Annotated in this window: 9 protein-coding genes and 1 pseudogene; 6 read left to right on the top strand and 4 right to left on the bottom strand. The window is 70.4% G+C overall.

The window, feature by feature from the left end; all coding sequences use genetic code 11:
• Window positions 1-80 precede the first annotated feature (80 nt).
• The 3 genes from ACZ7EG_RS26150 to ACZ7EG_RS26140 form a co-directional block, all read right to left on the bottom strand.
• A complete protein-coding gene (locus ACZ7EG_RS26150) occupies window positions 81-2,816 on the bottom strand; it encodes a SpoIIE family protein phosphatase (RefSeq protein WP_471083530.1) in 2,736 nt (911 codons plus the stop codon).
• A gap of 129 nt (window positions 2,817-2,945) precedes the next feature.
• Complete coding sequence (locus tag ACZ7EG_RS26145; RefSeq protein ID WP_471083527.1) at window positions 2,946-3,491, bottom strand: hypothetical protein; 546 nt, start codon at window positions 3,489-3,491, stop codon at window positions 2,946-2,948.
• 28 nt (window positions 3,492-3,519) lie between these two features.
• Window positions 3,520-4,023: an ATP-binding protein gene (locus ACZ7EG_RS26140; protein ID WP_471083524.1), complete on the bottom strand. Its 504-nt coding sequence runs from the start codon at window positions 4,021-4,023 to the stop codon at window positions 3,520-3,522.
• Window positions 4,024-4,334: 311 nt separating this feature from the next.
• Here ACZ7EG_RS26140 and ACZ7EG_RS26135 point away from each other — a divergent pair, with 311 nt between their 5' ends.
• Both ACZ7EG_RS26135 and ACZ7EG_RS26130 read left to right on the top strand, forming a co-directional pair.
• Window positions 4,335-4,565 carry a DUF397 domain-containing protein gene (locus ACZ7EG_RS26135; protein WP_053668903.1) on the top strand — a complete coding sequence of 77 codons (231 nt, stop codon included), beginning with the start codon at window positions 4,335-4,337 and terminating at the stop codon, window positions 4,563-4,565.
• 152 nt (window positions 4,566-4,717) lie between these two features.
• Window positions 4,718-5,632 (top strand): helix-turn-helix domain-containing protein, encoded by a 915-nt coding sequence (locus ACZ7EG_RS26130; protein ID WP_471083521.1) that lies wholly within the window; start codon window positions 4,718-4,720, stop codon window positions 5,630-5,632.
• Window positions 5,633-5,683: 51 nt separating this feature from the next.
• Here ACZ7EG_RS26130 and ACZ7EG_RS26125 read toward each other — a convergent pair whose 3' ends face one another.
• The gene (locus ACZ7EG_RS26125; protein WP_471083518.1) at window positions 5,684-6,511 is read right to left on the bottom strand and encodes an SAM-dependent methyltransferase; all 828 of its coding nucleotides are present in this window, start codon (window positions 6,509-6,511) and stop codon (window positions 5,684-5,686) included.
• Between the two features lie 393 nt (window positions 6,512-6,904).
• Between ACZ7EG_RS26125 and ACZ7EG_RS26120 the strand changes: the two are divergent.
• From ACZ7EG_RS26120 to ACZ7EG_RS26105, 4 genes and pseudogenes are all read left to right on the top strand, one after another.
• Window positions 6,905-7,435 (top strand): annotated as a pseudogene (locus ACZ7EG_RS26120) (molybdopterin-dependent oxidoreductase); the annotation flags it as partial.
• 224 nt (window positions 7,436-7,659) lie between these two features.
• Complete coding sequence (locus ACZ7EG_RS26115) at window positions 7,660-9,342, top strand: hypothetical protein (RefSeq protein WP_471083515.1); 1,683 nt, start codon at window positions 7,660-7,662, stop codon at window positions 9,340-9,342.
• 300 nt (window positions 9,343-9,642) lie between these two features.
• Window positions 9,643-9,816: a CsbD family protein gene (locus tag ACZ7EG_RS26110; RefSeq protein ID WP_385663496.1), complete on the top strand. Its 174-nt coding sequence runs from the start codon at window positions 9,643-9,645 to the stop codon at window positions 9,814-9,816.
• Between the two features lie 250 nt (window positions 9,817-10,066).
• Entirely contained in the window at window positions 10,067-13,246 is a 3,180-nt protein-coding gene (locus ACZ7EG_RS26105; RefSeq protein WP_471083511.1) for a glycoside hydrolase, read from the top strand.
• Window positions 13,247-13,265: the final 19 nt, after the last annotated feature.

The raw sequence follows: 13,265 nt of genomic DNA, 5'->3' as shown, positions 1-13,265 counted from the left end.
AACTAAGGCATGCCTAACCCGGTACGAGGGTCTGGTCTATGGGCCCATAAGGCTACTTTATGGGAAGCCCCTGATCGGCCTTATGGCAGGGGCTGCTCCGCCCAGATCACCTTCCCCGCGGGCAGATAGCGCGTCCCCCAGCGCTCCGCGAGCTGCGCCACGAGGAACAGGCCCCGCCCGCCCTCGTCCGTCATGGTCGCGTACCGCAGGTGCGGCGAGGTGCTGCTGCTGTCGAACACCTCGCAGATCAGGTTGCGGTCCCGCAGCACTCGCACGCGCATGGGGCCGCCGCCGTACCGCAGCGCGTTGGTGACCAGCTCGCTCAGGATCAGTTCCGTGCTGAACGTCAGCTCCTCCAGGCCCCACTCGGCCAGCTGCCGGCTGACCGCCGCCCGCACCTCGCCCACGGCGGCCGGATCGGCCGGCACCGGCCACTCTGCGACGTGGTCGGGGGTAAGTGCCCGGGTACGCGCCACGATCAGCGCGATGTCGTCGCTGGAGCGGGCCGTGAGCTGCGAGTCGAGCACGATCCGGCAGGTGTCCTCCGGGGACTGCCCGGCCCGGCCCAGCGCCTCGCGCAGCATCTCCAGCCCGACGTCGATGTCCCGCTCCCGGTCCTCGACCAGCCCGTCGGTGTAGAGGACGAGCCGGCTGCCTTCCGCCAGTTCCAGCTCCGCCGTCTCGAACGGCAGGCCGCCGAGCCCCAGCGGGGGACCGGCGGGCACGTCGGGGAACTCCACGCTGCCGTCGGGGTGGATCAGCGCCGGCGGGGGGTGCCCGGCCCGCGCGACGGTGCAGCGCCGGGAGACCGGATCGTAGACGGCGTACAGACAGGTCGCGCCGGTCACCGGGGCGCTGCCGTCCTCCTCCGCCTCGTCCTGGTCGATCCGGCTGACCAACTCGTCCAGCAGGGCGATGAGTTCCTCGGGGGGCAGATCGAGTGCGGAAAAGTTGTGCACCGCGGTGCGCAGCCGCCCCATCGTGGCCGCGGCGTACAGCCCATGGCCGACGACGTCCCCCACGACGAGCGCGACCCTGGCCCCCGACAGCGGCAGCACGTCGAACCAGTCGCCGCCCACACCGGCCTGCGCCGGCAAATAGCGGTAGGCGATCTCCAGGGCGTCCTGCTCGGGCAGATTGCGGGGGAGCAGGCTGCGCTGGAGCGTCACCGCCATGCTGTGCTCGCGGGTGTAGCGGCGGGCGTTGTCGATCGAGACGGCGGCCCGCGCGACCAGCTCCTCCGCCAGGGCCAGCTCGTCCGTGTCGAAAGGCTCCTGCTTCTCGTAGCGCCAGAAGCTCACCACGCCGAGTATCAGGGCGCCGGCCCGCAGCGGCACGGTGATCAGCGAGTGGATGCCGTACGCGACGATCTGCGCGGAGCGCTCCAGGTCCTGCGCCTGCCAGCCCGAGGCCTCGCCCAGCCGGGGCTCCAGGACGGGGCTGCCCGTGGCGAGGCTGCGGCCCTGCGGAGAGGACTCGACGAACCTGATCCGCTCCCCGGCCGGATAGAGCGGCGCGTCCTGGCGGATCCCGCTCACCGCGGTCCGGCTGAGCGCCGCCGCCGCATTCGGCTGCCCGCCGCCCAGTACGGCGTCGAACAGGTCCACGGTGACGAAGTCGGCGAACCGGGGCACGGCCAGCTCGGTGAGCTCCTCGGCGGTGCGGGTCACATCCAGGCTGGTCCCGATGCCCACTCCGGCGTCGTACAGCATGTTGAGCCGCTCCCGCGCCGTCTCGGCCCGCCCGGACAGGGCCCGCAGCTCCGTGGAGTCGCGCAGGGTGGCGACGCTGCCGGGCGGGACACCCGCACGGTCCGTGGTCCGCTGGTTGACGGCGAGGAGCCGGTCCCCGACCAGGTGCACCTCGTCCGTGGCGACGCGGCCCGAGGCCAACAGGTCGGCGATGCCCGGGTCGAGACCCAGAGCGAGGACGTGCCGGCCCTCGGCGTCGGCGGGCAGCCCGAGCAGGCGGTGCGCCTCGTCGTTGGCGAGCAGCAGGGTGCCCGCGTCGTCGACGATGAGCACGCCCTCGCGCACGGCGTGCAGCACGGCGTCGTGGTGTTCGTACATCCGGGTCATCTCGTGCGGCCCGAGCCCGTGGGTCTGGCGCAGCAGGCGCCGGCTCACCAGCGCGGCACCCGCCGTCGCCAGGGCGAGCGCCGCTGCGGCGGCCGCGAGCACGAGCGGCAGCTGGCGGTCGGCGGTCCCGCCCACGTTCTTGGTCGTGATCCCCGCCGAGACCAGGCCCACGACCCGGCCGTCCTGGTCCTTCACCGGAACGACGGCCTGGACGAGCGGGCCGATGGTGCCGTCGATCTTCTCGGTGAACGACTTCCCGGCCAGCGCCGGCGCGATCGTCCCGACGAACTTCTTCCCGATCCGATCGGGCTTGGGGTGGGTGTAGCGGATCCCTTCGGTGTTCATGACGACGACGAAGTCGACCTTCGACCGCTCACGGGCGGCTTCGGCACGTGGCTGGAGCACGGCGGTGGGATCAGGGCCCTGCAGCGCCTCGACGGTGCCCGGCGCGTTGGCGAAGGTCTCCGCGACGGCGAGCGACCGGTTGCGGGCCTCCTGCGTCGTGTCGTGCCGCACCTGCAGCACCAGCGCCACGACGGCCGCCACGACCAGCAGCAGCACGATCACCACGACGAGCAGGAACACCTGTCCGGCGACGCTGCGTCCGCCCAGCACCGACCGCAGCCCCGCCACCGGTTGCCACCGCGACGGGCCCGCCTCCCGCCGCTGCCGTGCCGACGGCGCAGCGCCGGGCCGCAGGGGCGATCGGGTCCCGGATCGACCCAAGAGTCGGACCATGTGCCATGTCTACACTGCCGCGCTCAGGGAGGCGAGGGGCATCACCCATGGTGACAGGGGGTTCTCACCGTTTCATCACGTCTGAGGACCTGCACGGGCTCCCTGGCCACCGCACCACGTACGACGGTTTCAGGCGCCCAGCGAGCGGGCCAGCTCGTTCGTGGCACGGGCGATCTCACGGTCCTCGTCCGCCAGCAGCCGGCCGAGCTCACCGCGCCGGGCCCGCACGGCCTGCCGGGCCGCACGCTCCCACACCACCGGGTTCTCCCTATGGTTCAGCAGTTTCGGATAGACGGCGGCGGTGCTCTCCCACTGCCGGGCGTCGGCGATGCTCTTGAGCAGCCGGATGATCTGGGCACGGCAGGTCACCTGCGGCAGTTTGGCCAGCTCCCACAGGAACGGGACAGTGGCCGCCGTCGCCTGCTCCACGACGAAACCGAACTGGCAGATCCGTTTCCGCAGGTCGTCCAGGGCGGAGCGGGCGGTGTCGGCATCACCCCCGGCGATGCCGTTGAGCAGGAGGGGAATGGCCGCCGCCGAGCCGGTGGAGTCCTGGATGTCGCCCCACGGCACGCGGTCCAGTGCCGTGAGCGGCGTGTTCCGGGCCGTCCTGGTGGGGGCGTCGGGGCGCTGGGGGCGCTCGCTGCTCGGGTGTTCCGTCGAAGCGCTGCGCATGGCGAGGGGCCTTTCCGCGGCAGTCGTGTCAGATGGGTGGACAGGGTGTGGCCGGCCGGGTCGACAACCGGGCCCAGACCGTCTTGCCCGCCGGGGCACCCGGGGACCAGCCCCACTCCTCGGACAGGGCGTCGACGATGCACAACCCCCGGCCGTGTTCCTCCAGGGCGACGCCGGTCGGCGCGAACACGGGCGGGTGGTCGTCGAGGTCGGAGACGGTGACCAGCAGGTGACCGGGATCCAGGAGGAATCCGAGCCGGATCTCCGGCACACCGGGGGTTCTCGGTGCCGCGTGCGTCGCGGCGTTGGCGGCGAGCTCGGTGATGACGAGACTCGCGTCGTCACAGCGGTGGTCGAGCGACCAGTCGTGCAGGGTGTCGCGGGTGAAGGACCGGACTCGGGCGAACCCCTCCCGGCTGCACTCGACCCGCAGGATGGCCGAGGCGGACAGGGTGCCCGAGAACTGCGGCAGTGTCTTCGGCACCGAGGGCGGGATCCCGTACGGCGTGGCCGCGTGCGGGCCGGCCGGCACGGTGTGACTCTCCTCGGGTGCGCCTGCGTGTGCCGCAGCCCCACTCGGCGGCCGGAGCACGTGCTGCGCAGGTGATGACACGGCATCTCCCCGATGCGACGTCAGGACACGGCGTCGGCCCGGGGGTTGACGCCGCAGCTATTATCCACGCTGAAGGCGCTCGCGTGCAATTGCACGAGAAATTGCGTGAAATTCCAGCCGTTGTGGGTACGCAAGCCGGGACGAGTGCGGCCGAAGGGACGCGGCCGCACACGGAGGAACGGCCGGGCACACCGTGCGCGGCGGGGAACGAGAACAGCAAGGAGACTGCGGTGCCACCAGTGCAGAACGGAGTGCAGGCAAGCTCGTTGGACGCCTGCTGGATCAAGAGCCGGCACAGCAACGCCGAGGGCAACTGCGTCGAAGTCGCCCCCCTCGTGGACGGCGGGATCGCCGTGCGCAACTCCCGTGACCCCGACGGCCCCGCCCTGGTCTACACGTCGGCGGAGGTGGCGGCCTTCCTGGCCGGCGCGAAGGACGGCGAGTTCGACCACCTGCTCTGAGGGGCGGTGTCGTCTCGCGCGCGATGTCACGCCCTGGGGGGAGAAGCGGAGCCCAACTCACCACTTCTGTCGGGCCGCTTGGGTGGATGCGTGAAGGCCCGGTGAAGTGCGATAGTGTAAGTCGCCCTTGTGCCGGTCTGCTGGGAGTCAGGATGTCCGCCGCGTCGCATCGCATCTCCCGTCTGGAACCCTACCTGGACAGGCCCGAGCCGGCGCCGACTCTGCTGAAGATGCTGGTCGGTGTACAGCTCGCCGGCTTCCGAGAGGACGCCGGGTTCGCCCAGGACCAGGCGGCGCGCGCCGCCGGGTTCAGTGCCGCGAAGTTGTCCCGCATCGAGTCGGGCAAGGGCCGCCGCCCGCCGACGGAGAACGACGTCCGTACGCTGCTTGAGCTGTACGGCACCGACGACTACGAGGTCTCGGTGCTGCTCAAGCTGCTGCAGCGGGCGGGTGAGCCGGGCTGGTGGCAGCGGTACGACAAGCGGCTGATGCCCGAGTGGTTCGACCGGCTGGTGGGACTGCAGGAGGCCGCCGCCACCATCCGTACCTTCGAGATCCAGTACGTGCCCGGCCTCTTGCAGACTCCCGCCTACACCAGGGCCGTGGTGGAGCGCGGGCTGCCGAACGCGGCGGCAGGTGAGGTGGAGCGGCGCGTCGAACTGCGCAGGCACCGCGCCCGGTTGGTGTCGCGGGCGGACGCCCCGCAGCTCTGGGCGATCATCGACGAGTCCGTGCTGCTGCGCGTCCTGGGCAGTGCCGAGGTGATGCGGGAGCAGCTCGCACACCTCGTGGAGATGGCCGAACGCCCCAACGTGACGTTGCAGATCGTGCCGCTGAGCGTCACCAACGCCTCGGCACCGGCCATTCCGATCACGTATCTGCGCTTCGGCGGCCTCGATCTGCCCGACGTGGTCTACCTGGAGCACATCAAGAGCGCGAACTTCCTCGAGGACCGCGACGAGACCGAGGAGTACCGGATCGCGCTGGACCGGCTCGCGGACGAGGCGCTCAAGCCCCGTGACTCGCTGGAGCTGCTGCGGCAGACGATGGAGCAGCGCTACCCCTGACGCGAGGATGCCCGGAGCGGGACGACGACCGTCCCGCGCCGGGCATCACGGTCACTTCTCCAGGGGAATCCGCCCGACTCCGCCGAACTCGATCCACTCGTGCGTGAGCTGACGGGGCGCCACCTCGGTGTCCGGCCGCCAGGTCGACACCTCCACGAGCCCGGGCGGGAGAATCTCCAGGTCCTCGAAGTACGTCTCCACGTCCTTCGGTTCCCGCACGCGACCCCAGTGACCCTGGGTCGCCTGGTCCATGAAGTTCGTGACGAAGGCGCGGACCTCCGGGTCCTCGCTGACCAGCTGGCACATCACCATGAAGCTGCCGGGCGCGAGCCGTTCCCGCACCCGGCGGGCCACCGCGAGCGGCCCGTCGGTGTCGCTGTCCGGGATGCAGTGGAACACCGAGTTGAAGAGCACGCACACCGGTTCGTCGAAGTCGATGAGCCGCTTGGTGTCGGCGTGGCCGAAGATCAGGTCGGTTTCCCGCATGTCCGCGTGGATGACGGTCGTGCGCTCGTCCTGCTCCAGCAGCGCACGACCGTGGACCAGCACCATCGGGTCGTTGTCGACGTAGACCACGTGGGTCGTGGGGTCGATGCGCTGGGCGACCTGGTGCACGTTGTCCTGCGTCGGCAGGCCTGACCCGTGGTCCAGGTACTGCCGGATGCCGTACTCCTCCGAAAGGGTCTTCACGACCCTCTGGAGGAAGCGCCGGTTGTTCAGGGCCAGGCGGCGCGTGCTGGGCACGACCTTGTCGAGTTCCTCGCACGCTGCGCGGTCGGCCGCGTAGTTGTCCTTGCCGCCCAGGTAGTGGTCGTACATGCGCGCTGCCGTCGGCACGTTCGCGTCGATCTCGGTGGACAGCTGCTTCTCGGAGTGCATCGTTCCCCCTGCAAGGTGCCGCGCCAACGGACTGGCTGGACAGGAAGTACATCCTAGGGAGCGGGAGTTGGGCGGGCCAGCCCACTGGCCGAGGTGCCCCCGTTCTGACGACAAGATGACGGACGCCCCCGACCGCGTGTGCTCTGTGTAGCAGTACGTGCACTGTGTGTCACGCATACGCGGGCGGGTGCTCGCGGACCGCAGCGCCGTTCTCCGTGGGAGGTGGGACCGTGGACAGCTCGGCCGACCGGATCACCGACGTCTGGGGCGCGCACGCCGTACGAACCCGGCACCCCCTGGCCGTCCCGGACCGACACGCACCTCGCAGCGGGGCTCGGCGAGCAGGACGTGGAGCGGTGGGTGCAGGCCGCCTCGCTGCTGCACTCCAACGGCGACGGCCAGCCCAGCGCCGAGAACGCCCGCGAGTGCGGTGCGGACGGCGATCTGCCGGGCTTCCGCAACTGGCAGAACGAGGAGCACGTGGCCGATCTGGCCCGCGTGTGGAACGTGACACCGAAGACCATCCCGCACTCCGCCCCGCCCACCCACGCGATGCAGATCTTCCGGTACGCCGAGCAGGGCTCGATCCGGATACTGTGGATCACCGGTACCGACCCGGCCGTGTCCCTGCCCGAGCTGTCCCGCATCCGCTCGATCCCCGCGCAGGAACGGCTGTTCGTGATCGTCCAGGACCTGTTCCTCACCGAGACCGCTCAGCTCGCCGACGTGGTGCTGCCCGCCGCGACCTGGGGGAGAAGACGGGCACCCTCACCAATGCCGACCGCACCGTGCACCTGGCGGAGAAGGCCGTCGAACCGCCCGGCAAGGCCCGCTCCGACCTGGACATCCACGCGCATGGACTTCCGGGACAAGGACGACGGGCCGCTGATCACCTGGCACGACCCGGAAACGGCGTACGCGGCGTGACAGCGGTGCGATCATGGTCTGCGCCCAGGAGCTCGTCGATCATCCGCGAGTACAACGCCGGGCGGAAAACTCGGAAAGTCACTCATGCCTTCCACCATGTCCGGGGCCGCGGCCAGCCGTGCTGAGAACCGCTAATCTGGACATACGAGAATTCATCGAAAGTCTGGGCGTGTCGGCAACCGCTATTCTCACGGCCCCGGCCGCTTTCCCAGGAGAAACTCATGGGCGACTATTACGATCTCGGCCCGCACCGCCGTCCCGTCACCACGTCCTCACCCGATGCCCAACTCTGGTTCGACCGCGGTCTGATGTGGACGTACGCGTTCCACCATGAGGAAGCCGTCGCCTGCTTCGAAAAGGCGGCCGAGGCCGACCCGGACTGCGCCATGGCCTATTGGGGTATCGCCTACGCGCTCGGCCCGAACTACAACAAGCCCTGGGAATTCTTCGACGGCGAAGAACTGGCCCGAACCGTCGAGCGCACGCACACGGCCGTGGAAAGGGCCCATGAGAGGGCCGCCCGCGCCACCCCGGTCGAGCAGGCCCTCATCGGCGCGCTGCGGGCGCGCTATCCGCAGTCGCAGGCCGTCGAGGACTGCTCGGTGTGGAACGAGCCCTACGCGGACGCCATGCGCGTCGTCTACGAACTGGCGCCTTCCGACCCGGACATCGCCACCCTGCACGCCGACGCCGCGATGAACCTCACTCCGTGGCAGCTGTGGGACCTCAAGACCGGCCGGCCGGCCGAGGGCGCCCGGACCACCGAGGCCAGGGCCGTGCTGGAAGGCGCCCTCGCCACCGGGGCCGGCTTCCGGCATCCCGGCATCCTGCACCTGTACATCCACCTGATGGAGATGTCCCCGGCACCGGAGCAGGCCCTCACCGTCGCCGACCGCCTGCGCGGCCTCGTGCCCGACGCCGGGCACCTGCTCCACATGCCCTCACATCTGGACGTCCTGTGCGGCGACTACCGCCAGGTCGTCTCCGCCAACAGCGACGCGATCGCCGCCGACGAGAAGTACCACCGGCAGGCCGGCGCGATGAACTTCTACACCCTCTACCGGGCGCACAACCACCACTTCAAGATCTACGGCGCGATGTTCCTCGGCCAGGCGCAGGTCGCCCTCGACACCGCCGCCCAGCTGGAAGCCGCCATCCCCGAAGACCTGCTCCGTGTCCAGAGCCCGCCGATGGCCGACTGGCTGGAGGCGTTTCTGGCCATGCGCGTCCACGTCCTGATCCGTTTCGGCCGTTGGACCGAGATCCTGGAACTGCCCGCCCCCGCCGACCCGGAGCTCTACGCGACGAGTGTCGCCATGCGGCACTACGCCCGAGGCGTCGCCCTCTCCGCCACCGGCGAGGTCGACCGGGCGGAGACCGAACGCGAACTCTTCCGGGAGGCGGCCGGCCGGGTGCCCGAGACCCGGATGCTGTTCAACAACACCTGCCACGACATCCTCGCCATCGCCTCCGCCATGCTGGACGGCGAACTCGCATACCGCCGGGGCGAGTACGACCTCGCCTTCGCAGCCCTGGAGCGCTCCATCCAGTTGGACGACAACCTGCCCTACGACGAGCCCTGGGGCTGGATGCAGCCCACCCGTCACGCCTACGCGGCTCTGCTGCTGGAGCAGGGCCGCGTGGCGGAGGCCGAGGCCGTCTACCGTGCCGACCTCGGCCTCGACGACACCCTGCCCCGCCCCCTCCAGCACCCGGGCAACGTCTGGGCCCTGCACGGCTTCCACGAATGCCTGCTGCGCAGCGGCAGGACCGGCGAGGCGGGCCTCGTGGCCCACCAGCTCAAACGGGCGACCGCGCTGGCGGACGTCCCCATCCACGCGTCGTGCTTCTGCCGCCTCGACACCGCCCCCGTTCCCCAGGCGACCGACGGGTGCTGTCACTGACCGCGGGGAATCACGGCCGGTTCAGGCCCGCGCGCTCCAGCGCCCTGGTCACCCTCCGTGGTGGCCCGCAGTACGGCGATGAGCGCCCGGCGCGCCCACAGCACCGCAGCCGTCGGCAGGTCCCCGGGGAGCCCCGGGCGGTTTGATGGTCATGCCCCGTCCTCCGGGCTCGTCGCACTGATCATGATCAGGACAAGGCTCTCACGGGCGCGACGACCGCGTGGCACGTTTGAGCTGCCGCCTTCCCGGTCACTCGGTGCGGTGACCCCGTAGTCGGACACGACTTGGAGTGAACGAACCGTGGCTGGAGACCAGAAGGGCAAGGCCAAAGCCGAGCAGGCCAAGGGCAAGGCCAAGGAGACGATCGGCCGTGCGGTGGGCAACGAGCGCCTGATGGCCGAGGGCAAGGCCGAGCAGTCGAAGGGTGACGCCCGGCAGGCCAAGGAGAAGACCAAGGACGTCTTCAAGCACTGAGACCGGCATGCTCGAGTGCCGCGTCCCCATGGCGGGACGCGGCACTCGAGCATGCCGGTCAGCCGGTCGGCGCGGAACGGTTCCCAGCACCTCCGCACGGCCGCCACAAGTGGTGTCCCTCATCGCCCGTCTGCACGGCAGTGTGCCGGTTCCCAACTCGCCCCACCTCTTGACGTGTTGATTACCGTCCTAAAACATTCGGGAAGCTCGATCGACTCTGCGCGGTTCTGTTCGCTCCCGAAGGGAATCCATGTCCAGCAGACCTCGCCCCGCCCGAACGGCACTGGCGATCACCGTCCCCCTGGCACTCGGCGCGGGCCTCGTCGCCGTATCTCCTGCCACCGCTGCTGCCGCTGATCCACCGGCGAGCGCGGTCACGGTACGGATCGACCCGTCCTACCGGCAGCAGGAGTTCGAAGGGTGGGGGACGAGCCTCGTCTGGTTCGCCAACATCACCGGCCGCTATCCGGAACCGATCCGGCAAAAGCTCGCCGACATGCTGTTCGGCGAGGACGGGCTCCGTCTCAACATCGCGCGCTACAACATCGGCGGCGGCAACGCCCCCGACGTCCGCAAGGACTACATGAAGACCGGCGCGATGATGGACGGCTTCTGGAAGGCTCCCGAGGGCACCACCAGGGAGGACACCGACTGGTGGAACCCGGACGACCCCGGGCACTGGGACTGGTCCGCCGACGCGGGCCAGCGCTGGTGGGTGGACCGCGTCAAGAGCAAGGTGACCCGCTGGGAGGCGTTCAGCAACTCGCCGCCCTGGTTCCAGACCGTGAGCGGCTACGTCTCGGGCGGCTTCGACGCCAACACCGACCAGATACGGGCGGACCGCGTCGACGACTTCGCCACCTACCTGGTGAGGGTGACCGACCGGCTGGAGAAGAAGCACCGCATCTCGTTCGACACCATCGCCCCGCTCAACGAGCCCAACACCAACTACTGGGGCACCCGGATCGGCGCCGACGGACAGCCCACCGGCGGACGCCAGGAAGGCGCGCACGCCGGTCCGGAACTCCAGCAGCGAGTCGTCCTGGCTCTGCAACGCGCCCTGGACAAGGCGAGAACACGCGCCAAGATCTCCGCGATGGACGAGACCAACCCCAGCACCTTCGTCCGCAACTGGAACGCCTACGACAGCTCAGCCCGGGCCGCCGTCGACCAGCTCAACGTGCACACCTACGGCACCGGCATGCGCACCAGCGCCCGCGACAGCGCCAAGGCCGCCGACAAGCCGTTCTGGATGAGCGAGGTCGAGGGCACCTGGGGGACCGGCACCGACTTCACCGGCATGGAACCCGGGCTCGGCATCGCCACCCGGGTCGTCGAGGACATGCGTGAACTGGAGCCGTCCGCCTGGGTGTTGTGGCAGCCGGTCGAGGACTCCATCCCCCAGGCGCAGGCCGGCAAGAACTGGGGCAGCATCCACATCCCGTTCAACTGCACCTCCAAGGACACCTTGGAGACCTGCCCGGTCAAGGCCAACACCAAGTTCCACACCCTGCGCAACTTCACCCATCACATCCGCCCCGGCGACCACTTCGTCAAGGCCGACGATCCCTCCAGCGTCGCCGCCGTACGCAAGTCCGGCCGCGGAGCGACGGTGGTGCACGTCAACAACGGCACCACCCCGCGTGCGGTGACCCTGGACCTGACCAAGTTCCGGCGGGTCGCCCGCGGTGCCACCGTGACGCCCGTGGTGACCAGTGGCGACGGTGCCCTCGTCCGCGGGACACCCGTGAAGGCCGAGGACGGCTCCGCCACCGTGACGGTCCCCGCCAAGTCGGTGACCACCCTCGTCGTCGACGGCGTGTCCGGCACCGCGAAGGACGCCGCGCTGGTCCAGGCCGGTCACGTCTACCGCCTCCAGGGCACCCAGAGCGGCAAGTCCCTGGCACCGTCCGCCGGGGGCGACGGCGTCGTCGTGCGCACGGCCGACCCGGCCGCCGCGTCACAGCTCTGGTCCGTCAAGCAGCTGACGCGCGGCAACGACAACCGTGACCGCTATGCCCTCGTCAACGCCGCGGACGGCAGGCACCTCGCCGTACGCGACGACGAGGCCGTACTCGAAGACGGGGACTCACCGGCCGCACGCTGGATCATGTCGACCACCGGGGACGGCAGTTGGACCTTCGTCAACGCCGCGACGGGCCGGCTCCTCGATGTCGTCGGCCAGTCGACGGCTGACGGCGCCCGGGTCTCGGCCCACCTCCCGACGTCCAACGCCAACCAGCGCTGGGGCGTGATGGATGAGACAGTGCTCGGCACGGAGCCGGCCAAGGCCTTCACCATCCCCGGGCGCGCCCCCGAACTGCCCAGGACCGTGAAGCCCGTGTTCCCGGACGGCGCCCGGGGCGCACTTCCCGTCGAGTGGACGCTGCCCTCCGACTCTCGCTGGCGCCAACCCGGGACGGTACGTGTGAAGGGCCGGGCCACCGATGCCCTCGGCCGGACCGTCCGGGCCGAGGCGGTCGTCACCGTGGACACCATCGCCGCCACCCTGCCGGCCCGCGCCAAGACCTACACCGGCGGCCGGCCCGACCTGCCCGCCACGGTCACCGGCGTGGGACGGCACGGCGGATCCGCCGACCTTCCGGTCACGTGGGACCCGGTGCCCGAGGGAGCGTTCGACGACACCGGTGTCGTGAGCCTGCGCGGCACCGCCCGGATCCCCGGCGGAGACACCGCAGCGGCGAGCGTACGCGTCCAGGTCACCGCGCCCGAGCAGACCAACGCCGCGCGCGACGAAGGCGTGACGGTCGGTGCGACCTACACCGAGAGCGGCTACTCCGCCGAGGGCCTGCGCAACGGCACCACGTCCGAGAAGGCCTGGTCGAACTGGAGGTCCGGCACGAAGAACCCGTCCGACACCATCACCTTCACACTGCCCGAAGCACACGATCTGACCCGGGTCGTGACCCACTTCCACCGTGACGGCGCCAACGTCAGCTTCGCGGAGTCCCTCAAGGTGCAGGTGCGAGGTTCCGACGGCACCTGGTCCGACGCGAGCGACCAGGTCGCCGTCGGCGCCGAGGGAACGCCCGTGGCCGAGGTTCCGGTGCGGGCGACCGGCCCGTCGACGGGCGTGCGGGTCGTGATGACGGCCCGGCCGGGCGGCTACATCACCCTCGGCGAGATCGAGGTCTACGCGAAGGCGCCGGGCGTGTCCGCGGACGCGGCTGCCGCCTCGGTCGAGCTGGACGGTGCGCCCCTGGCCGGCTTCGACCCGGACCGGACGAGCTACCGGGTGGCCGTCGACCGCCCGGGCCGGGCCCGGATCACCGCCACGCCGCGTGACCCGTACGCGAAGGTGACGGTCCGGACGGACACCACCGGGGGCAGGACGGCCCACACCGTCTCCGTGACCGGTGAAGACGGCTCACGGACGCGGGAGTACAGGATCGAGCTGACCCGCCGCTGACGCACGGACGACGCACGAA

The sequence above is a fragment of the Streptomyces sp. NPDC037100 genome (assembly GCF_055606225.1).
Note: the sequence above shows the minus strand (reverse complement) of the source record. Positions and strands in the feature narration are given on the sequence as shown.

Coding starts and splice junctions, on each gene's coding strand:
- ACZ7EG_RS26150 (WP_471083530.1), bottom strand. CDS start 2,816: ATGGTCCGACTCTTGGGTCGATCCGGGACCCGATCGCCCCTGCGGCCC.
- ACZ7EG_RS26145 (WP_471083527.1), bottom strand. CDS start 3,491: ATGCGCAGCGCTTCGACGGAACACCCGAGCAGCGAGCGCCCCCAGCGC.
- ACZ7EG_RS26130 (WP_471083521.1), top strand. CDS start 4,718: ATGTCCGCCGCGTCGCATCGCATCTCCCGTCTGGAACCCTACCTGGAC.
- ACZ7EG_RS26125 (WP_471083518.1), bottom strand. CDS start 6,511: ATGCACTCCGAGAAGCAGCTGTCCACCGAGATCGACGCGAACGTGCCG.
- ACZ7EG_RS26115 (WP_471083515.1), top strand. CDS start 7,660: ATGGGCGACTATTACGATCTCGGCCCGCACCGCCGTCCCGTCACCACG.
- ACZ7EG_RS26105 (WP_471083511.1), top strand. CDS start 10,067: ATGTCCAGCAGACCTCGCCCCGCCCGAACGGCACTGGCGATCACCGTC.